This is a genomic window from Pseudomonadota bacterium (assembly GCA_013285445.1).
GTDB lineage: Bacteria > Pseudomonadota > Gammaproteobacteria > Xanthomonadales > Wenzhouxiangellaceae > Wenzhouxiangella.
This window is the reverse complement of record CP053448.1, coordinates 2,111,834-2,135,029: the sequence shown is the minus strand read 5'-3', so window position 1 is coordinate 2,135,029 and position 23,196 is coordinate 2,111,834. Positions and strand designations below refer to the sequence as shown.

8 protein-coding genes are annotated in these 23,196 nt (G+C 67.5%); 6 read left to right on the top strand and 2 right to left on the bottom strand.

Annotated elements, in window-relative coordinates:
* Positions 1-64: 64 nt before the first annotated feature.
* Together HND55_09615 and HND55_09610 are read left to right on the top strand one after the other, a co-directional pair.
* Positions 65-808, top strand: coding sequence for a glycosyltransferase family 2 protein (locus HND55_09615; protein QKK02878.1), 744 nt, complete (start codon positions 65-67; stop codon positions 806-808).
* Positions 809-819: 11 nt separating this feature from the next.
* Positions 820-2,451 (top strand): hypothetical protein, encoded by a 1,632-nt coding sequence (locus HND55_09610; GenBank protein QKK02877.1) that lies wholly within the window; start codon positions 820-822, stop codon positions 2,449-2,451.
* Here the strand turns inward: HND55_09610 and HND55_09605 are convergent.
* On the bottom strand, positions 2,414-3,121 hold the full coding sequence (locus HND55_09605) for a VTT domain-containing protein (protein ID QKK02876.1): 708 nt from the start codon (positions 3,119-3,121) through the stop codon (positions 2,414-2,416). The genes HND55_09610 and HND55_09605 overlap by 38 nt on opposite strands.
* A complete protein-coding gene (gene kynU / locus HND55_09600; GenBank protein QKK02875.1) occupies positions 3,121-4,365 on the bottom strand; it encodes a kynureninase in 1,245 nt (414 codons plus the stop codon). Before kynU ends, HND55_09605 begins: the two co-directional genes overlap by 1 nt.
* Positions 4,366-4,452: 87 nt before the next feature.
* Here kynU and queA point away from each other — a divergent pair, with 87 nt between their 5' ends.
* From queA to HND55_09580, 4 genes are all read left to right on the top strand, one after another.
* Positions 4,453-5,472: a tRNA preQ1(34) S-adenosylmethionine ribosyltransferase-isomerase QueA gene (gene queA, locus HND55_09595; protein ID QKK02874.1), complete on the top strand. Its 1,020-nt coding sequence runs from the start codon at positions 4,453-4,455 to the stop codon at positions 5,470-5,472.
* Positions 5,473-5,897: 425 nt separating this feature from the next.
* Positions 5,898-7,025, top strand: coding sequence for a tRNA guanosine(34) transglycosylase Tgt (gene tgt / locus HND55_09590; GenBank protein ID QKK02873.1), 1,128 nt, complete (start codon positions 5,898-5,900; stop codon positions 7,023-7,025).
* A gap of 125 nt (positions 7,026-7,150) precedes the next feature.
* Positions 7,151-22,180, top strand: coding sequence for a beta-propeller fold lactonase family protein (locus HND55_09585; protein QKK02872.1), 15,030 nt, complete (start codon positions 7,151-7,153; stop codon positions 22,178-22,180).
* On the top strand, positions 22,177-23,196 hold the full coding sequence (locus HND55_09580) for a hypothetical protein (protein QKK02871.1): 1,020 nt from the start codon (positions 22,177-22,179) through the stop codon (positions 23,194-23,196). The genes HND55_09585 and HND55_09580 overlap by 4 nt, the downstream gene beginning before the upstream one ends.

Below are 23,196 nucleotides of genomic sequence, written 5' to 3'. Positions count from 1 at the left end.
GGCCGCGATCGGCCCGCGCCGGGTCGATCGCGGCCGGCGACTGCCTTACAAGAGGCAAACAGCCGTGATCAGGGGACAGAAAGTCGTGGTCGTCATGCCCGCCTACAACGCGGTCAGGACCCTGCGTCAGACGGTCGAGGAGATCCCGGCTGACATGGTCGACGAGATCGTGCTGGTCGACGATGCCAGCGAGGATGAGACCAGTGAACTGGCCCGCTCGATGGGGCTGCGCCATGTGCATACCCATGCGCGCAATCGCGGCTATGGCGGCAATCAGAAGACCTGCTATCGCAAGGCGCTGGAGCTGGAGGCCGATATCGTCGTGATGCTGCATCCCGACTACCAGTACAGCCCGAAACTGATTCCGGCCATGGCCGAACTGGTTGCCAGCGGGCTGTTCCCGGTTGTGCTGGGCTCGCGCATTCTCGGCGGTGGCGCCATTCGCGGCGGCATGCCGGTCTACAAGTACGTGGCCAACCGCATTCTGACCCTGTTTCAGAACCTGTGCACCGGCGCCAAGCTGTCGGAATATCACACCGGCTATCGGGCCTACTCGGCCGCGGTGCTGCGCAGCCTGGACCTGGAGCGGAACTCCGACGACTTCATCTTTGACAACCAGGTGCTTGCCCAGGTGCTGATCAGAGGCTACCGCATTGGCGAAGTGACCTGTCCGGCGCACTATTTCGAGGCGGCCTCGTCGATCAACATCCGGCGCAGCCTGGTCTATGGCCTGGGCGTGGTCGGCGTGTCGCTGCAGTACCTCGGCGCCCGTCTGCGGCTGTTCCGCCCCCGCCTGCTCGTTCCGTGAACGGCACTGCCGTGCCGAACAGTGTCGGCCACCGGGCTCTGGCTGGCTGGCTGCTGGTCCTGGCCGCCGGCATCTGGCTGCGCTTCTGGCAGCTTGATCTGCAGCTGCTCATCGACGACGAATGGCACGCGCTGCACCGACTGATGAATGCCGGCTACGAGCGGATTTTTCTGTCGTTCGGACACGCCGACTACTGTATACCGCTGACCCTGCTGTTTCGCTTTCTGGCCGAGACCGTCGGTCTGACCGAATGGCGGCTGCGGGCGCTGCCGATGGCCGCGGGCCTGGCGACCCTGATGGTCGTGCCCGTGCTGTTGCGGCGCTGGCTCGATGCCGGTGAACGTCTGACCCTCGGGGCGCTGATCGCGCTGTCGCCGCTGCTGATTCACTTTGCCCGCTATGTGCGCCCCTATGCGCTGATCGTGCTGCTTGGCGTGATTGCCATGCTCGTGCTGTGGCGGTTGTGGCGGCATGGCGGCCGCGGCCGTGCGCTGGCGTTTTTCGGCTGTGCGGTGCTGGCGGCCTGGCTGCATCCGCTCACCGCGCTTTACACCGGCGCGGCGCTGAGCTGGTTCGGGATCGCTTCGCTGCACCACTGGTACCGGCACGGCAGCGCCCGGCAACTGGGCCGGGTGGTGCTGCTCGGCGGCGCCACGACCCTGGCCTGCTGTGTGCTGATCCTGCCGCCGCTGCTGACCGATCCGCACTCGATCCTGGTCAAGGCCGGCAAACACTCGATTACCTCCGGCACGCTGGCGCGATCCTGGGAAATGGTGCTGGGCACCGGCAGCCCCTGGGTCGCTGGTCTGCTGACCGTGCCGGTGCTGCTCGGCGCCTGGCTGTTGTGGCGGCGCGACCGGCTGTTCATGCTCTACTGGCTGTGGCTGACGCTGGCAGCGGCAGTGGCCATTGGGCTGATCGGCCCGGAATGGGTCCAGAACGCCCTGGTTCTTGTCCGCTATACGGCCATTTCGGTGCCGCTGGTTCTGGCCTGCCTGGCCGTCGGCCTGGTCGCGCTGCTGCGTGCCCTGCGTGCGCGCCTGCCGCTGCCCGGGATCGGCGCGCTTGGCGGTCTGGCCTGCCTGGCCGGTCTGTACCTGGCCGGCCCGCTGCCGGCGACCTACAGTGGTGTCAATTCGTTCACCAACTCGGTGCGCTATCAGGTGGACTACGACTTCGAGCGCAGCATATTCAGGTCGGTCATGGGCGATCTGGCGGTGCCTGAAGCCTACCGCCGGATGGCGGCCGAGCCCGGCGACTGGGAAATCGTCGAGGCAGCCTGGCATTTTGAAACCCACCACACGCCCATTTCGCAGTACCAGCGGTTCCACCAGATGCCGGTGCGGATCGGCATGATCAGCGGCCTGTGCACCGACTGGACCTACGGCGAGATCCATCCGGACTGGTCCGGGCGGATTCGGCTTGATCGATTCGTTTTCCTGTCCGAGCTGCTTGCATCACCGTCGCCGGTCGACCGCTTTGTCGTGTTCCATCGTCGCCTGGCCTTCGACTATTCGCGCGAGCTGCCGGATACCGGTCCCTGCGTGGCGGCGTTCCGGCGACACTTCGGTGCGCCTTGGCACGAAGACGCCGATCAGATCGTATTCAGGATTCCGGCCGCAGGCCGGGCAGGCGGCGCCTGAGCAGCCAGGTCAGGCCGACCAGGGAGGCCATCCCGAGCAGGGGCAGGGCAATGGTCGGTTCGAGCAGCAGCTCCGGCCCGAGAACGCCGCGGGCGTCGACCAGATCGTTGAGCCCGGCGCCGATTCCGGCATAGACAAACGAGGCCGGCACCAGGCCAATGGTCGAGGCAATCGCGTAGCGCCCGAAATCGATCTGGGTCAGGGCGGCGCCGGCATTGACGGTGAAGCAGGGCGCGGCCGGCACCACGCGCAGCAGGACGACATAGAACAAGACGTTTCGGTCGAGCAGCTCGTACAGGGCGCGCATGCGCGCGCTGCGAATAGTCTCGGCGTCGGGCTGCACGCCCAGGGCGCGTATGGCGCCAAAGGTCAGGATGGCCGCCAGGGTCATGCCGCTCAGCGCGGCCAGACCGCCAAGGCCGACGCCGAACAGGAACCCGGCGGTTACCGTCATCAGGGTGGCCAGCGGCAGCGTCAGGCTCAGCACGACGGCCATGGTCGCGACGTAGATGAACAGCGTGGCCCAGAAATGCTGCGCGAGCAGCTGTTGCAGGCTGGCGACCAGGGCGATGCCGGCAGTCTGTCCGACGTCGGTCACTACCGCCATCGCGGCCAGCGCCAGCGACAGGGCGATGGCCAGCAGGGCAATGGTCAGGCGTGGGTGAGTCATCAAGCGGGCATCAGACGTTCGACAAGTTCAACAAAACGGCCGATATCATCGGGCGTATTGTAGAGCGGAACGGGCGCGGCGCGCATGATATCGGGCTGGCGCCAGTCGCACACCACCCCGTGCGCCTCGAGTCGCTCGAACAGCCGCCGGCCCTGCTCGCGGCCGGCGCGGACCTTGAGCGACAGCTGGCAGCCGTGACGATGCGGCTCGCGCGGCGTGACGATCTCGATCCACTCGCCCAGGCGCTGTTCGATCAGCCCGGCCAGCTGCCCGGTCAGCACCAGGCTGGCGCGCCGCAGCGCCGGCATGCCGCCGGCCTCGGCAAACAGGGCCAGCGCCGGGCGCAGGGTCACCGCCGAGAGGATCGGCAGATTCGAAAGCTGCCATCCCGGGGCGCCGGGTATCGGGTCGAACTCAGGCCGCATGCGAAAGCGGGTCTTTTCATTGTGTCCCCACCAGCCGGTGATGCGCGGTCGGGCGAATTCGGCGTGGCGACGGTGGACAAAGATTCCGGCGATGGCGCCCGGGCCGGCGTTGACGTACTTGTAGTGACACCAGGCAGCGAAGTCCGGGCCGACATCGTGAAGGGCCAGCTCGACGTTGCCCACGGCGTGGGCCAGGTCGAAGCCGACCGCCGCGCCGGCCCGGCGCGCCGCGCGGGCGATGCGCGCCAGGTCGAAGACCTGCCCGGTGGCGTACTGCACGCCCGGCCAGAGCACCAGGGCGACCTGCTCGCCGTAGCGCTCCAGGTAGTCTTCGAGATCCTCCTCGTGATGGAGGCCGTCGCGGCGCGGGGCCAGTTCGACCAGATCGTGTTCAGGGTCGAGGCCGTGCAGGGACACCTGGGAGGCGGCGGCGTGGCGGTCGGACGGAAACGCGCCCTTTTCGATGACCAGCCGGCGACGCGCGCCCTGCGGGCGATAGAAGCTGAGCATGAGCTGGTGGAGATTGGCCGTCAGCGTGCCCATGATTGCCACCTCGTCGGTGTGCGCGCCGACCAGTTCGGCCAGCGATTCGGCCAGCATCCGCTCCTGGCCGGTCCAGGCCAGTGGCCCGTCGAAATGACCGGCAACGCCCTGGCGCGCCCAGCGTTCGAGCTCGGCGTTGACTGCGTCGACCGCTTCGACCGGCTGGGCGCCGAGCGAATTGCCCACCAGGTAAATGGATGGCTCACCGCCGGTCCCCCGCGGAATGCGGAAGCGATCGCGAAACTGCCCGGGTTCGAACGTGCCCTGAGTGTTCATGCGACAAGGGTAAGGGCAAACCGTGAAAATCGGAAACCCCCGCGGCAACAACGTACAATTGCGCCGTTTTCGCATCGATTCCCGTTCATGAAGGTCTCCGACTTCCAGTTCGATCTGCCCGAGCGCCTGATTGCCCAGTACCCGCTGCCCAAGCGATCGGCCAGTCGCCTGCTGCACCTGGAGCGCGCCAGCGGTCGCTGGCACGATCGGCAGTTTGCCGACCTGCCGGCGTTGCTCGGGCCCGACGATCTGCTGGTGTTCAACGATACGCGCGTCATCCCGGCCCGGCTGGCCGCGCGCAAGCCCAGCGGCGGACGGGTGGAGATTCTGCTCGAGCGGGTGGTCGGGGCGGGCGAGGCCCTGGCACAGCTGCGGGCCAACCGCAAGCCGGCGGTCGGTACCGTGCTGCGGGCCGAGGACAGCACCCCGATCGAGGTGCGCGGGCGCGTCGACGATTTCTGGCGTCTGGCAGTCGAGGTGCCGCCGGGCTGGGCGGGGCTGCTTGAACGGGCCGGCCACATGCCGCTGCCGCCTTATATCGATCGGGCTGACGAGGCGCTCGACAGCGAGCGCTACCAGACCGTTTACGCGCGGGTCCCCGGTGCGGTTGCTGCTCCGACGGCCGGTCTCCATTTTGACGAACCGCTGCTGAAGCGCCTGGCCGCGCGGGGCGTGGCCCGCGGCTGGTGTACGCTGCACGTCGGCGCCGGCACCTTTCAGCCGGTGCGCGTCGAGGATCCACGCGAGCACCGGATGCACGCCGAATGGCTGCAGGTCGACGATGCGCTGGTCGAACAGGTGGGTCGAGCCCGTGCCCGCGGTGGCCGCGTCATTGCGGTTGGCACGACCGCCGTCAGGGCGCTGGAAACAGCCGCCGCCGAGGGGGAGCTGCGGCCGTTTACCGGCGACAGTCGACTGTTCATCTACCCCGGCTACCGATTCAGCGTGGTCGATGCGATGGTCACCAATTTCCACCTGCCCGGATCGACCCTGCTGATGCTGGTCAGCGCATTTGCCGGACGGGAAGGGGTGCTGGCGGCCTATCGGCACGCGATCGATGCGGAGTACCGGTTTTTCAGCTACGGGGACGCGATGTTCATTGCTTGAATGAGGTCGTCGGTCGGGGCCGCGTCCCCGACGGGCGAGGATCGGAATTGGCCGGTGTGGTGGGCTATCCTTCGAACCGTCGCGGATGCGACCGCGACCTACGCCGCAATGCCGTCGGTCGGGGCCGCGTCCCCGACGGGCGAGGATCGGAATTGGCCGGTGTGGTGGGCTATCCTTCGAACCGTCGCGGATGCGACCGCGACCTAGGCTGCAATGTCGTCGGTCGGGGCCGCGTCCCGGATGGGCGAGGATCGGAATTGGCCGGTGTGGTGGGATACCCGTCGAACCGTCGCGGATGCGACCGCGACCTACGCCGCAATGCCGTCGGTCGGGGCCGCGTCCCCGACGGGCGAGGATCGGAATTGGCCGGTGTGGTGGGATACCCGTCGAACCGTCGCGGATGCGACCGAAAACCGGAGTAAAGCGTGAGATTCGAGTTGTCCAATACCGATGGTGCCGCGCGTCGCGGGCGATTGATCTTCGAGCGCGGCACCGTCGAAACGCCGGCGTTCATGCCGGTGGGTACCTATGGAACGGTCAAGGCCATGACGCCGGAGGAACTGCGCGAGATCGGCGCGGAAATCATTCTGGGCAACACCTTTCACCTGATGCTGCGGCCGGGCACCGAGGTGATCGCGGCGCACGGGGACCTGCACGATTTCATGCACTGGGCGGGGCCGATCCTGACTGATTCGGGCGGGTTCCAGGTGTTCAGCCTGGCCGAGCTGAACCAGCTTGATGAACGCGGCGTGACCTTTGCCTCGCCGGTCGACGGCGCGCGCGTGTTTCTCGGCCCGGAAGAGTCGATGGCCGTGCAGCGCGCGCTCGGCGCCGATATTGTCATGTGCTTCGACGAATGCACGCCGTATCCGGCCGGCGAACCGCAGGCGCGCGAGTCGATGGAGCGCTCGCTGCGCTGGGCCGCTCGTTCGCTGCGCGCCCACGCCGACAGTCCCGCGGCACTGTTTGGCATCGTGCAGGGCGGGATGTTTCCGGCCTTGCGTGCAGGCTCCGTCGACGGCCTGGTCGAACTGGGCTTTGACGGCTACGCGATCGGCGGGCTGAGCGTTGGCGAGTCGGAGGCCGAGCGCGAACGGATCCTCGAGGCCACCTGTCCGCTGCTGCCCGGCGATCGGCCGCGCTACCTGATGGGTGTCGGTCGCCCCGAAGACTTGCTGACTGCGGTCGAGCACGGCGTCGATATGTTCGACTGCGTACTGCCGACGCGCAACGCGCGCAACGGTCATCTGTTTACCAGCCGCGGTGTCGTCCGCATCCGCAATGCCCGCTATCGTCTGGACACCGCCCCGATCGACCCTGAATGCGAGTGCTATACCTGCCGTCACTACTCGCGCGCCTACCTCAGGCATCTCAATCGCTGCAACGAGATCCTCGGACACCGCCTGGCCACACTGCACAACCTGGCTTATTACCAGCGGCTGATGCGTCACCTGCGCGAGGCGATTGCCGCCGGACGGCTGGCCGGGACCGCTGCAAGGCTGCGGGCCGGTTGGTCGGCCGGTCCGGATCACCCCATTAGCCCGCCTCAATAAAAAATGTGACGCCGATCACAAAAAAAGATTGACCTAAATCAGGTTTTCTGTGATGATTCCGGCACCAGCTATTGCTGCCGGAGGGTCCGTTCGTGCGGGCCTTCCGGCACTTGATCGAGGGAGTCATGGATCAAATTGCCGAGACCGCCCGGGCCGGGGTCACAGGGGGAACGTGGCGGTCGCTGCGGACTTCCGTACTGCTGGCCCTGCTCACTGTGCTGCCGATCGCCCTGCCTGCCGTCGAGATCGATAAAACCGGTCCGACCGAGGTCGAGGCGGGCGCAGGCTTTGACTATACCCTGACCGTGACCAACAGCGGCGCAAGCGCGGTGGCCGATGTGTCGGTCAGCGACACGCTGCCCGGTCTGGTCAGCTATACCGGTTTTTCGGGCAGCGGCTGGAGCTGTTCAGCGGCCGGCAGCACACCGGAGGCCGTGACCTGTAATCTGGCCAACCCGCTCGACCCGGGCAGCAGCGCGGTGACCTTGTCGGTGCAGGCCGGTGCCCCGCCAGACAATGAAACCGTCTCCAACTCGGCCGATGTGCTGGTTGCAAGCGCGGTCGATGCCAGTGACACCCATGACACGCTGATCGATGCGCGTGCCGATCTGACCGTCACCAAGGTGATCGACGACGGATCCGGTGGGGCGACCAGCCTTGAAGTGCTCGGTGGTGAAGCGGTTACCTTTCTGATCGATGTGGACAACGCCGGCCCGAGTCCGGCCGGGAATCTGCGGGTGCGAGACACGCTGCCGGCCGGCTTTGCCGCCGACGCCAGCCCGCCGGGCGGGCCGGGCACGGGCTGGAGCTGCACCGTTGACGACAGCGGTCCCCAGGACATCGTGACCTGCGTGCAGAGCAACCCGGTCGCAGCCGGCGCCAGTGCGCCGCAGCTGTCGATCGTGGCCGAAACGCCGGAAACGGCCGGATCGTACGACAACCAGGCCAGCGCCGAGTCGACTGCCGACAGTGATCCCTTCCCGCACGCCAGCTCCACGGTGACGGTCGAGGTATTCCTGGAGGCGGACCTGGCGGTGAGCAAGTCGGCCAACCCCGACGAGGTCTTCGCCGGCTCGACGGTCGATTACAGCTACTCGATCACCAACGATGGCCCGCACACGGCGACGGCGCTGAGCCTGGTCGATCGTTTTGATTCGGCCAACGCAATCGCTGGGCTGACCCTGCCGCCGGGCAGCAACTGGACCTGTGCCCTGGCGGCATCGCCGCCGGTCGGCACGACCGAGATCGAGTGCGATCTGGACGGGTCGATCTCGCTCGCGCCCGGCGCCGGCCCGCTGGTGCTCACAATCACCGTCGAGCCCGCCAGCGTCGATGACCCGCTGACCCTGGCCAACCAGGCCGAAGTCAACAGCGCCGAGCGTCTGCCGGATCCGGCCGGCAATCTGAGCGAAACGGTAGAGGTCGACGTGCTGCCATCGGCGGATCTGTCCTTGTCGCGCAGCGTGCCGGCCACCGCAGTGGATGCCGAGGCCGATTTCAGCTGGACGCTGACGGTGAGCAATGCCGGACCCTCTCTGGCGCGCGATCTGGTGCTGGCGGAGCAGGCGCCGCCGGACGTGCTGATCACCGGCGCATCCGGAAGCGGCTGGAGCTGCCAGGTCAACCAGCTGCAAGGCATACTCGGCTGCACGCGCGCGTCCCTGGCCGACGGCGCGAGCAGCAACGTGACCGTCCAGGCGCGCGCGCCGCGCAACCCGCCGGTGGCCGGCGACGCGAGCAGTGATATCGATTTTGGCAGCGCGTCGATCGCGGCCACGACCCATGATCCGGACACCGGTAACAACGCGGCTGATCCGGCCAGCCTGACCGTCGCCGCGGTCTGGGCCCTGTCGATCGACAAGGACTCGCCGTCCGCACTGCTGACGCCGGAGCAGTCGTTTGTCTACGAGATTCTCGTCGACAACAGTGGTCCGAGCGATCTGGTCGGTGATCTGCGGCCGCTGCTGGACGATGCGTTTGATTCGCGTCTGCGCGGCACGCTGGGCGTGTGTCCGTCTCCGGCCGATGTGCCGTGCTGGAGCTGCAGCTGGCTGGTGCGCCCGGCGCTCGACGATGTACTGGATACCGACGCCGGCGCGGTCAAGGGCCTGGCCGGCGGCTGGTCGCTGGCGATCAGCCCGGACCGGGCCCAGGTGTATGTCGCCGGGCGGTTTGACGATGCCATCGGCATTCTGGATCGACGCGCTGATCGCGTCGCCGCCGGTTTCGGCCGGCTTGACTACAGCGGATCCAACGAGGATCTCGGCGCGCCGCGCGCGGTGGCGATTCATCCTTCGGGCCGCTGGCTGGCCGCGGTCAGTCACGGCTCGCCGGCCACGCTGATGCTGTTTTCGCGGGATGTCGGCAGCGGTGCGCTGGCTCTGGCGCAGACTGCTGCCACGAGCCTGAACCAGCCCGGCGAACTGATCTTTTCGCCGAACGGCGGGGCGCTGTACCTGGCCGAGTCGGGGGCGGATCGCCTGGTTCATTACACGTTTGATCCGCTCGCCGGTACGCTGGCGGCCGGGACGGCCGTTGAGCGCAGTAGCGCAGGCAGCAATCCGGTGCTGCTCGGCGGCGTCAGTGGTCTGGCCGCTGACCCCTCCGGCGCCTGGCTCTATGCGGCCGCGCCGGATGATGCCGCCCTGGTGGCCTTCGCGCTCGATCCGGTCGACGGCGCACCGACCCCGCTCGATCCGGCCTCGACCGTGCTGCTTGACGACAGCAGCAATCCGGTGCCCGTGCGTGCGGTCGCGGTCGCCGCGGATGCGCTGTATATCGGCGGTGGCGATGTCTTGCTCATCGCCGGGCGAAGCGGCGGACAGCCGGGCGCAACGACCGCGATCGCCGCCGGCGGCACGCCGGCGCGCCTGCTCGACGGCATTACCTCCGTGGCGGTCAGCCAGGATGAAGACAGCGTCTACGTGGCCGCGGAGAACGACCGGGCGCTGACGCTGCTGGCGCGCGACAGCGGCGGCGTGATGCGCTTCGAACGCTCGGTGGCGCTGCCCGACGGGCTGCGACCGAACGCGCTGGTGCTCGACGGCAACGACGAGCGTTTGTACGTGGCCGCGACCTCTTCTGCGGTCGATGGCGTGAGCGAGCCGGATCTCAGTGCGGTGCTGACCTGGACGGTGTCCGCGGACGGTGGCTGTGGCGCGCTGCGTGCCGGCGAACTCGACAGCGGCAATATCGATGCCCTGCCGGTCAGCCTGCCGGCCGGTCAGGGGGTGCTGGTGACGGTCTTTGCGGCCGTGGCCAGCGGTACCGAAAGCGGCACCATCGTTAACACCGCCGAGCTGACCGACGCCGGCAATCAGGTTCTCGCGAGCAGCAAGCCACTGGACGTGCGCAATGCGACCGAGGTGATTGTGACCAAGACGGCTCCGGGCCAGCGGCCCATCCCGGGCGAGACGTTCAGCTACACCATCGATGTGGTCAACAACGGGCCGGCGTCGGTCAGCGGCCTCGCCGTGACCGACGTGCCGCCGGTCTTCCCCGGCGCGGCCGCCGGCTTTGTCGACGACAGCGTCGAGTGGCAGTGCACGGCCAGCCAGGGCGGCTGCTGCAATCCGGCAGCCGGCAGCGAGCAGTGCGGTATTCTCCAAGCGGTCACGCTGCCGCCCGGCAGTCTCTCGGGCCACCTGATCGATCTGGATGCGGAGTCGTCCGTCACGCTGACCCTGAGCGGCCTGCTGCACCCGGCCTCGGACCCGGAAGGCACGCTGGAGAACACGGTCGAGCTGGAGATGCCCACCGGCATCGAGCCGTTCTCCGAGAATGACCTGACCGATACCCATACCATCGACATCACCGCCGAGGCGGACCTCTGGCTGACCAAGGAAAGCCTGGGTGCCGGTGAAGACGCTGACGGGCCGTTTGTCGAGTACCGGCTGACCGTGGGCAACACCGGGCCATCGGCCGCCCGGGGGCTGAGCGTCAGCGACCCGTTCGACGACGACAGTCTGGATGCCGCCGGGGCGGAATGGTCCTGTGATATCACCGACCCGGGCGCCGCCGCTCTGGTCGACAGCTGCTGCGCGTTCGCCGGTGGCGTCTGTCAGGCCACTGACCTGTCCGGCCAGACCGGCGCGATTGCGCAAACGCTCGCCCTGGCGCCGCAGGCCCGGGCGCGCTTTCTGGTCAAGGTGCCGGTGTCGGACCCGCAGGTCGACGAGGTCTTCAACGAGGCGCAGGTCGCGGCCCCGACGCCGGTCGATGATACCCAGCTGACCAACAACTCGGATTCCCGCACCACGCGCCTGCTGGCGACCGCCGACCTCGAGATCAGCAAGGAGATTCTGGCCGGATCAAGCGTGGTGCCGGGCGAACCCGTCAATTTCCTGATTACGGTCACCAACAACGGCCCCGACGGCGTGCCGGTCAACGTCGAGGACCTGTTCGGTCCGGAGCTGACCGAGGTGACCTGGATGTGCGACGCCACGACGCCCATTCCGGGCGATCTGCTCTACGACTCGCTGGTTGGCCTGGGTGATCAGCTGGCCAATCCGTCGGCCGTGATCAGCAGTGAGGATGGTCGCCATGTCTATGCCGCGGCCGCCGGCGGTGTGCTGGTCGAAGGCCAGGAGCCACTGCCGGCCACCGTGGTCGTGCTCGAGCGCAACATCGTGCCCGGTCCGCAGTTCGGTAGCCTAACGGTGCTCGAAATCGAGACCGATGGTCTCGACGACAGCGAGGACAGCGGTCTGCCGGTCGAACATCTGGCCGGGGCGCGGTCGCTCGCGCTCAGTCCCGACCAGCGCCATCTGTATGTGGCTGCAGGGGAAGCCAATGCGGTGGTCGTGTTCCGGCGCGAGCACATCCCGGGCAGCGCGGATTTCGGTCGACTGGCCTTTGTCGAGGCGCGCGTCCAGGGCAGCGATGAGCCGGCCGATGTAGCCGGTCCGGTCACTGGCCTGCGGGGCGCGGCGGACGTTCGCGTCAGCGCCGACGGTGAACATGTCTACGTGGCCGGCACTGAAGATCACGCGATCGTGACCTTCCGACGCGATCCGTCCACCGGCACGCTTGCTTTCCAGGGGGCCATCACGGCCGCGGATCTGGCGGCCGGCGCAGGCATCAACGGCCTGTGGGGTGCGCTTGCGGTTGATATCGCACCCAACGATATCGATCTTTACGTCAGCGGTCGCGGACTGGCCTCCGGCTTCGGCGGGCCCGACTGGACGACCGACAGCAGCGCCGCAACGGTCGGCAACAGTTCCTATTTTGTCAATAACACACCGGGAATTGCGCTGAAGTGGCTGGAACAGGAATCGTCCCTCTCGGCCGGCGGCATCGCTGACCTGGTGCTGGAGTTCGATCACCGCTTTGAGCTGGACTGGCCGAGCAGCTGCTTTGACGTCGGGGTCCTGCAGATCTCGACCGATGACGGTGCAAGCTGGGATGACGTCATTGTCGCCGGCGGCAGTTTTGACGCTGGCGGCTATAACGGCATCCAGAACGGTGCCGAGAACAACCCCTTGCTCAACAATCCGGGCTGGTGCGGGACTTCACCCGGCTATCCGGGCTTTGTCCCGGTCCGCGTGGACCTGTCCGGTGCGGTCGGCCCCGGTGACAGCTTCCGGCTGCGTTTCGGCCTGGGCGAAGGCGATATCGTCGGTCGCAGCGGCTGGTGGATCGACAACCTGCGTCTGTTCAGCGCTGCTGATCCCGGCAACCCGCTGCTGGTCGACACGGTCGATGCGGTCAGCGGGCCGGGTAACGTGGTCCATCTGCAGCGTGACAACGACTCTGCCGGCGCCGCATTCGGCCGCCTGACGCCTGTCGATGCGATGTCCGTCAGCGACGGGGTCGATGCCGGGCGCATGGACACCAACGGCCAGAACCTCTATGTCGGTGGCAGCAGCAGCGAGGTCATCACGGTGTTCGGGCGCAACAGCGACACCGGGCAGCTCTCGCCCGAACAGACCGTCTCCCTGTCGGCTTCCCCGGTCGATGGGATTGACACGGACGCCCTGGCCGGACTGGCAGCACTGGCCATCAGCGAGGACGGCGAGCACCTGGTTGCGTCCGGAGCGGCGGCCGATCGCCTGGTCGTGTTCCGGCGCCAGCCCTTTGTCGGCACGCTGGTGCCGATGCAGATGCTGCAGCCCGGGCTGCCGGCGGACCGGCCGGTCGAGGGCGGCATCGTCTCGGCGCGTGGCGTCGAGTTCAGTGCCGACGGTCAGCATGTGTTCACCGTGGCCGGAGCGGGGCAGGTGGGCGTGTTCGAACGACTGGCGCCGGATCCGACCTACGGTTTTCTGGAAGCCGTCTTCAACGGTGCCGACGACGGCTTCGGGCAGGACGCCAGTGGTTTGCTGGGCGCGCGCGCCGCGGCCCTGAGTGCCGACGGCAACTGGCTGTTCGTCGCCGGGTTTGGCCAGGTGGGTTCCGGCCAGCGCGGCTCCCTGGCGGTGCTGCAGCGCAATGCCGGCTCGACCGAACCGGGCCAGCACCTGCGTTTCAGCCAGTCGCTGCGGGACCTGCAGGGCGGGGTCATTGGCCTGGACGGGGCGCTTGACGTGATGACGGTCGGTTCGCGTGATATCTACGTGGCCGCCGAGCGTGATGGCGCGGTCACCCATTTCCGCCAGGATCCGGCGACCGGCGAAGTGACATTCCAGTCAAGCTACGCCAACGGCAGCGGCATTTCCGGCCTGGCCGGCGCTGCCGCGGTGACGGCATCGCCCGGCGGCGGCTTCGTGTTCGTGGCCGGGCGTTTCGATCATGCGGTGGCCGTGTTCGCCCGCGATCCAGGTGACGGCGCATTGACTTTCCTGGGCGAGGCGCGTGATGGCGTGGGCGGCGTGACCGGGATGCTGGGCGCAAATGCCCTGGCCATGTCGACCGACGGGGACCACCTCTACGTGGCGGCCCGGCAGTCCGACAGCGTGGTCGTGTTTGACCACGATGCCGGCAGCCTGACCTACAAGCAGACCCTCTTCGACGGCAGCGAAGGTGCCGTGATCACCTCGCCGACCGGTATTGCCGTGTCACGCGAGGGTGCCGGCAGCGAGCATGTGCTGGTCACCTCGCTTGACGGCGACGCGGTCACGGTCCTGCGCCGGCTGACCGATCCGGCCCTGGGCGATCTGCGCGGACGGGTCCGGTTCCAGCAAAGTGTGGTTGACGGCGTGAATGGCGCTGACGCATTGCGCAGTCCGCGCGGCATCGTCGTCGATCCTGCCAACGACCGCGTTTATGTCGTCTCGGATGACGACAATGCGTTGGTCGTGCTCGATCGCAATACCAGCAGCGGCGGCAGCCAGTTCGGCATGCTGACGCCGCTGGAAATCCGGCGCCAGGGAACCGGCGGTATTGTCGGCCTCGAGCGGCCCTACGGGCTGGCGGTATCAACGGGGGCCCGCCGCAATATCTATACAGCGTCGCTCGGCTCGCAGAGCGTGGCGGCCTTCGTGCGCCGTGCCGGCTCCAGCTGTCCGGCGTCGGGTGCCGGTAATCTGAACGAGGAGGTGTTCGTGGCGGCCGACGGCACCGTGCGACTGACTGTCAGTGCCGTGGTCGATCCGGGTGCACTTGGTGTGCTCAACAACCAGGCCCGCCTGATCGTGGGTGACGACGTCAACAACACCGGCGACCAGGACAGCGATGAGTCCGATCCCAAGCCGCTCACGCCGGTCAGCGCACTTTCCCTGAGCAAGGATAATGGCCGCCTGAGCGTGGTGGCCGGCGAGCGCGACGATTACCGGATCGTGATCGAGAATGACGGACCCAGCCATGCACGATCGGTGCAGATCACCGACCTGCTGTCGGCCAACAGCCAGTTCGATGCCGACAGCGCCGAGTGGATCTGCCGCGCCGTCGGTGCCGGCTTGCTCAATCGGCAGGAATCCCTGCTGTCAGGCGAAGGCAGCAGTGCCGGTCTGGCTGGCGCAGCGGGGCTGGTCTGGTCGCCGGCACCGGCTCCGGAACTGTCACCGCGCGTTTATGCCGCCGGCCTGCTCGGGAACGCTGTATCGACGCTGGCGCTGGATCCGGTCACCGGGGCCATGACGATCAGTGATGTGCTGGCCGACGGCCAGACCGATGCGCTGGGCAGCGTGGTCAACGGGCTGCGCGGTGCCCGTGATGTCGTGGTGTCCGGCGACGGCGCCCATCTCTATGTCAGCAGCCAGATCGACAATCGCGTTCTGGTGTTCACGCCGGAACTGGGCGATCCGGATGCGCCCGAATTCGGGCGTCTGCGCCTGGTCCAGACGCTCGGGCCTGCCACGCTGGGTCTGGGTGCGCTCAACCAGCCGCAGGGCATGACGCTTAGCGCTGACGGAGCGAATCTGTATCTGGCGGCGGCCGGCAGCGGCACCCTGTATGTGTTCGGGCGTGACCTGGTCGACGGCCAGCTGGAGCTGATTGACTCGATCGACAGCGCGCTGCTGCCGGGACTGGGTGGCGTATCGGCCGTCGTCATGGGACCGGAAGACGGGCATGTCTACGCCGCTGGCACCAACTCCAACGCAGTAGTGGTTTTCGAGCGCCAGGGAGACGGCAGCCTGGTTCATCTGCAGACGCGCGCCGCGCCGGCTACACCCGGTCTGGCGGGCGTGTCTGCACTGGCAGCCTCGCCGGACGGCGCGCATTTTTATGCTGCCGGCGCCGATGATGATGCGATTGTCGTGTTCCGCCGCGACAATGATCCGGACAGCGGCCAGTTCGGCGAGCTGCTCAGCGGCACCGTTCAGCTGCTCGAGAGCATACCCGGCCTGTCCGATCCGCGCGCGCTGCTGGTCAGCACGGACGGCGGCACGGTCTACGCGGCGGCGTTTGCGAGTTCGAGTCTGCTGGCGTTCCAGCGCGATCGCGAGAGCGGGGAACTGACCCTGATAACCCGCTATATCGATGCCAGCGGGCAGTCCGGCCTGGCCGGAGCAGCCAGCCTGGTGGCCAGCAGCGACGGCGCCACGCTGTTCAGCGGCGCGCTGCTTGACGGCGCGGTGACCCGCTTCCGGCGCGCCGGCTTTTCGCGCTGTCTGGTGGATTCGGGCAGCGGCGACGTTGATGTCGAGGTCGATATTGCCGCCGGCGGCGCGGTGATCATCGATCTGTCGGTCGATGTCGCCTCGGACACCACCGGCCAGAGCTGTCCGGCCGACCTCGATCCGGAACGACGCTGCATTGTGAACACGGCGAGCGCCGAGTGGACTGAAACGACCGGGGTGAAATTGGCCGGTGATCAAGACGTCAATTTCCTCAGCGCCGCGGCCCGATTCGAGGTCGACAAGACCGACGGCCTGGCTGAATTCCGCGGTCTTGCCGGTGCCACGGCGCTGGCCGGAACCGAAACGCTGGGCGGACATCTCTATGTGGCCTCGCCTGGTGAGCCCGGCATCGGCGTCTATGCGCTCGATGCCAGCACCGGCCCGACCGGCTCGGCACCGCTGACTTTCATGCAGCTGATCCGTAACGGTGAGGCGGGTGTGTCCGGTCTGAGCGGCGTCAGCGATGTGCTGGTATCGCCCGATGGCCGGCACGTGTATGCCAGCAGCGAACTTGACAGCACGGTAGTCGCTTTCGAACGCAGTACCGACGGCAGCGGACAGCTGACCTGGCTGGCCACCTACAGCAACAATGCCGACGGTATCGTCGGCCTGGCCGGGGCGCGGTCCCTGGCCATGGACAGCGCCGGGGAGCACCTCTACGTCGGCGGCACCAACGCCAACGCGATTGTGATTTTCCGTCGGCAGAGTGAACCCGATGAGCCCGGTTTCGGGACGCTGGCCTATACCGATCTGGTGCAGAACGGCACCGACGGAGTGGTCGACTTGCAGCGTCCGTCGGATCTGATCGTGTCGCCGGATGACCGGCATGTCTACGTGGCTGCCCGCCAGTCTGACGCGGTTGTGGCATTCCGGCGAATCGCCGATGCCGAAGACGCAAACTTCGGCGACCTGGTCTGGCGGCAGTCGCGGCGTAATCTGACCGGTGACATCGTCGGCTTGCTCGGCGTTTCGCAGCTTCTGGTCTCGCCCGACGGGCAGCACCTGTATGCGGCCGGTACCGGCAACAGCGCCATCGTGCGCTTCTCGCGCAACAACGATGCTGCGGATGGCGACTTCGGCAAGCTGACCTTTGGCGAAGCGCTCATCGACGGGGTCGACGGCGTCAGCGGTCTGGCCGGCGTGCGCGCGCTTGCGCTGCTCGGCGGTGGCGCCGGATGGCTGGTCGCCACCGCCACTGACGACAGTGCCCTGAGCCTGCTGGAACGCGATTCGGCAACCGGGGCATTGACTCCCTTGACCACGGTTGGCGACGACGATGAGCCCGGTGGCAGCGGACCGGTCTTCGGCCTCGAGGGCGTGCGCGCCCTGTGGCCGGTGCCGGGCGGCAATCGGGTGCACGCGGCAGCCGGTGCCGCCAGCGCGGTCAGCGTATTCGATCGCAGTGCCGGTGAGCTGTTGTTTGCCGGCGCGCTGGAGCAGGGCGGCGGCGGCGCCGTGCCTGGCGATATCGTGGAGTACGTGATTACCGTGCGCAATGACGGCCCCAGCCGGGTGGTCGACGCACGCGTCAGCGATCTGTTCCCGCCCGAGTTCGAGTCGGTCAGCTGGGTCTGTCAGGTGTCCTCGCCCGACAGCAGCTGTCCGGTACCTGGGCCATCCGGCGCCTTCAGCGGCAACATCAACGCATTGCTAACGCTGGCTGCCGGCGATTCGGCGACGTTCGTGGCGACCGGTCAGCTTCGGCCGGACGCCAGCGGCTATGCCGTCAATGAAGTGGTGGTAACGCTGCCAGCCGGCGTCGTTGATCTCGGTGGCGGCGGCAATAGCGCGGTCGATGATGACACCATCATCAATGCCCGCGCCGACCTGCGGGTCGAGCTCAGCGGGATGCCTAATGAGATCGTGGCCGGCGCACCGTTGGCCTGGCAGCTGACGGTGCACAACGATGGACCAAGCGCTGTTCGACAGGCCGAAGTGGCCATGACCCTGCCCGAAGCTTTGCTGCTCGACGCGTGGGTGTGCCAGCCAGACGTCGAACCCGGCCTGCTTGAACTGGCCGGTGTAGCGCCCGGCGGACTGGACGACTACGGGGTCGCGGCGCTGAGCCGGGATGGCCGGCACCTGTACGCCGCCGGCCTGTTCGGCGGCAACGATGCGCTGTTCGTGTTCGTGCGCGATCCGCTGACCGGTGAACTCGCGCCAGACAGCCTGCTGGAGAACCTGTCGACCCAGACTGTCGATGATGAAACCGTGATGATCGACGGTCTGGCCGGTGCCCGCGCCGTGCAGGTCAGCCCGGACGATGCCCACGTTTACGTGGCCGGATTCGATGACGACGCGGTGGCGGTTTTCGAACGCGACCCGATCAGCGGCAAGCTGACTTTCGTGGAGGTGGTGCGCGATGGCGTGGGTGCCGTCGACGGACTGGCCGGCGCCAGCGCGCTGGTCATCAGCGCCGACGGCGAGGACCTGTATGTTGCCGGCCAGCTCGACAATGCCGTGGCCGTATTCGGCCGCGATCCGGCAACCGGGACACTCGAGTTCCGCCAGGTGCGCAAGAACCTGCAGGGCGGAATCAGCCAGCTCAATGCCCCGCGCGATCTGCTGCTGCTCGACGACGACGAACGGCTCTGGGTCGCTGCCACCGGCAGCGATGCCATCGTCCGTTTTGCTCGCGGAACAGACGGTCTGCTGACTCACCAGGGTGCGCTGGTCCAGGGCGGCAGCGCTGCCGACGGTTCGGTGCTCGATGGCCTGGCCGGCATTCGTTCGCTGGCCCTGACCGACGATGGCGCGCTGGTTACGCTGGCACGCGCGGGCAGTGATCATGCCCTGAGCCTGTTCGACCGGCCGCTGCCTGACGCGCTACAGGTCCGGCATCAGGTCAGTGATGGCGACCTGATCGGTATTCCGCCGGTAACAGTGGCCGGCCTCGGCCAGGCCGATCAGGTCGTGACGGATCCATCCGGACGCGTCTTGTACGTGGCCGGGCGTGATTCATCGAGCGGCTTGCGCACGATCAGCGCGTTTGTCGAGGACCCGGCGGCCGGCACGCTCCAGTTTCTGGGGGTATTTGACGGCGGCAGCGCCGACCCGGCGCTGGTCAGCCGTGTCGCGGTCAGCAGCGACGGCAGACAGCTCTACCTGTCCGGCGGCGACAGCCTGGATCGGTTCCGGGTGCAGGCCGGCTCGAGCTGCGCGCGCACGGGCTCGGGCCAGCTGATCGATCGAATCGATCTGGCCGCTGGCGGTCAGGTGGTCTACAACCTGAGTGGTCAGGTGCTGGCCGGTGCCCGCGGCTCGCTTTTGCTTGATGCGCAGGCTGTGCCATCGGCCGCGGGTGTCGATCTGCATCTGACCAACAACGTGGATGTGGCCGCTGCCGATATCGTCGCAGCTTCGGCGCTGCGGGTGAACAAGCAGCGCCAGACCGACCCGCTTGTAGCCGGCGAGCCGGTCGAATGGAGCGTGACGGTCAGCAACGACGGTCCCAGCCGGATTCTTGGCGTTTCGGTGACCGATCTGTTGCCGGCCTTGCCGGGCAATGTGCCTGATCCGGGCGCTGCCGGCGTCATTGCCGGCTCGGGGGCGTGGAGCTGCACGGGAACCACGCCGCTCGGTGTGGGCCAGACCCTTTCCCCGTCGGCACTGGCGGGCGTGCGGGCCATGGCGGTCTCTCCGGACGGACTTTGGGCGGTCGCCGCCGGCGCCGACAGTGCCACGCTGGTGCTGTACCAGCGCGATCCCGCTGGGGGCTGGCTGACCGAAGTCGACCGGATTTCCGATGGCGATGACGTGCTCGATGAAAACGACGAGTTGATCGGCACCGTTTCGGGTCTGGAGGGCGCGGCTGATGCCGTGTTCTCCGCTGATGGACGGGATGTCTATCTGGTTTCGGCCAGCGGCAACAGCATCACCCGGCTCGCCATTGACGCCGACAGCGCGACGCTGGTGTTCGGTGAGAGCCAGACCGAAGGCAGTGACGGCGTGATTGGCCTGCTGGAACCGGTCCGGGTCGTGCTCGGCCCCGCCGGCGACCGATTGATCGTGGCTGCGCGCGCATCGAGCGCCGTGACCGTGTTCGAGCGCGATGCCGATACCGGAGCCCTGACCTGGGCGCAGAGTCTGCGCAGCGGCATCGGCCTGCCGCTCAACGTGCTCGATGGAGTGCGCGAACTGGTGATTGCGCCAAACGGCAGACACGTCTATGCGGCTGCCGCCGGCCACGATGCGATTGTCACGTTTGCCGTGGATGACGACGGCGCGCTGGCCTATGTTGGCCGTATCGCCAATGGCGACACGCAGGGTCCATTGACCGTCGTCGGCCTCGGCCTGGTGCAGTCGCTGGCCATCAGTCCGCAGGGACGACACCTGTATGCGGCCAGCCTTTCCGAAGACGCCGTGACCGTATTTGCACGCGACCCCGACACCGGGTTGCTAAGCTGGAGCAGCCAGGTGCGGAACGGGTTTGACGGCGTCAGCGGCCTTGACGGGGCCAGCGCACTGCTGCTCGACAGCGGCGGCGAGTTGCTGCATGTCGGCGCGCGCAACAGCGGTGGTGTTGTCACCTTCGAGCGGACCTGGACCGATGGTTCACTGCGCCAGATCGATCGGCTGATTGATTCGATGCTGTCCGACGTGCGCCGGCTGGTCGCGACCGGCTCGGGCGCGCTGACCGCTTCGCCGGCGGGCGGTGGCACGCTGCTTGCGCTCGATCGTCAGAACGCCGCCTTCTGCGGTTCCGGCGCGGGTCCCGGGGATGATCTGTTCGACTGGATCGATCTGGCCCCCGGCGCAAGCGTGATCTACGGCGTTGAGGCCGTGGTGCATCCGGGCGCCCGGGGCACCCTGGTCAACACCGCCGAGGCGGTCCTGCCGCCGGGTGTGATTGCGCTCACGCCGGACGATCAGACGGACAGCGACAGCGGCCCGATCGAAGTCGTCACCGATCTTGAGATCAGCAAGACCATCAGCGGCGATACCAGCTCGCTGGTCAGCGGCGGTCCGGTGCGCTTCGTGCTGGATATCGGCAACGACGGCCCGAGTCACGCCTTTGGCGCACGCCTGATCGATCTGCTGCCGCCGACCGTTGGCGATGTCAGCTGGACCTGCGAAACGCTGCCTGCCGATTCGGTCGGCTCCGGCTGTCCATCGGCCGGGTCGGGCAGCATTGACGCTCTGGTGGATGTCGCCGTCGGCGAGCGTCTGCTGGTCATCGTTGATGCCACCATCGACGCACAGTTCGCCGGCGAGCTGACCAATACCGGCGAGATCCAGGCGCCGGTCGACGGCAGCGATCCCGACCTCGACAACAACAGTTCAACGGTTAACGGCACGGTCAGCGCGGTCGGTGATCTGTCGCTTGTCAAGACTGGCCCGGCCGAGGCGCTGCCCGGCGAGCTGGTCAGCTTTACCATCGAGGTCGCCAACACCGGACCCAGCGATGCAACTGCCGTCGATATCATCGACCTGCCGCCGGCCGGACTCGAACTGATCGACTGGACATGCAGCGGCAGCGGTTGTCCGGCGGCCGCGGGTACCGGCGCGCTTGACGTGGAGGCCAGCGTACCGGCAGCCGGCAGTCTGGTGTTTACCGTCAATGCCCGGATTGACCCGGCGCTGGCCGCACCGGCCACCCTGGTCAACCAGGCGTCGGCCACGCTGACCGACGGCGGCAGCGATCCGGTGCCGGCCAACAACAGTGATTCGGCCAGCGTCGAGATCGGCATGCCCGAGGCGTCGGTCGCGCTGACCAAGGACGTGGACCTGGCCAATGCATTGCCGGGCGACGGTCTGGTCTACGAGATCAGCGTCTCCAACACCGGCCCGTCCCAGGCCGACGCGGTGCGTATTGTCGATGCAATGCCCGCGGCGCTGACCGGCGTGACCTGGACCTGCCAGGGCTTCGACGGCGCCAGCTGTCCCGGCGCTGCCGGCAGTGGTGATATCGATGCCACGGTGGTCTTGCCGCCTGGCGGCACGCTGCAGTACGTCGTCAATGCCCAGATCCGGGCCGATGTGCCGGCCGGCCCCGACGAGCGCGTCATCAATCAGGCATTTGCCCTGATGACGGGCTCAGCTCTCGATCCGGATGACAGCGACAACACCGCGATTGCGGTCACGGTGCTCGACCTGGATGTGATCTTCCGTGATCGACTGGAATCGCTTGTTCCGCCCCCGGAGGCACAGCCATGATGGCGCACCGGGCAGTGCTGGTCTTCGTCTGTGTGCTGTGGCTTGGCGCCTGCGGTTCGCCCGACCCTGCGCCGGACGACCCCGTGCTGGCACGTGTTGGCGACGAAGTCGTCACGGTTTCGGAGTTCGAGGCCGAAATGGCGCGCCGCGGGCGCGTCCAGCCCGTCTACTTCCAGCGCGCGGGGAATCGCCGGGCGCTGCTCGAGGAGATGCTGCGCCATCGCATGCTGGTGGCCGAGGCGCGTCGGATGGGCATCGACCAGGAACCGGACTTTCGCGAGCTGGTCGAGCGCATGCTGATCCAGCGCCTGCGCGAACGCCGCCTCGACGAGGCGCTTTCGGCCGACGAGATCGGGGATGAAGACGTGGCCGCCTTCTACGAGCGCAATCGCGAGGAGTTTACGCGTCCGGCACGGCGCCAGGTGGCGCTGATACGCGTCGATATCCCGGCCGGTGCCGACCCGGAGGACCGTCAAGAGCGGCGTGATCGAATCGAAGCGGCGCGCGCCGCGGCCGAGGGGCTGGATGAAGACACCGCGCACTTCGGTGCCGTGGCGGTGGAATACTCCGACGATCGCTCGAGCCGCTACCAGGGGGGCGTGGTCGGCTGGCTGGTCGATCACCCGGAGCGTCACTACCAGTGGCCGCCGGAGGTCCTGGAGGCCGCCTTTGCGCTGGATGCACCCGGCCAGATCACGTCGGTGATCGAAACCGGGCAAGCCTTCTACCTGGTGCGTCTGGTGGCTTTCGAACCCGAGCGCCGGCAGCCGCTCGAACAGGTGGCCGACGGCATTCGCCATCGGCTGCGGCGCGAACGGGCGCGGGAACTGGAGTCCGAGGTCTTCAGGGCGATCGAGCAGGGCTACGAGACCCGGATTGATGAAGCCCTTCTCGGGCAGGTCGCGCCGCCTGAATCGCTCGCCGTCCCGCCCGAACGCCGCGCCGAAAGGCCGCCGGCGCTACCCGATGACACCGGTGAAACAACCGCTGCCGAGCCCGAACAGGAGCAGGATTGA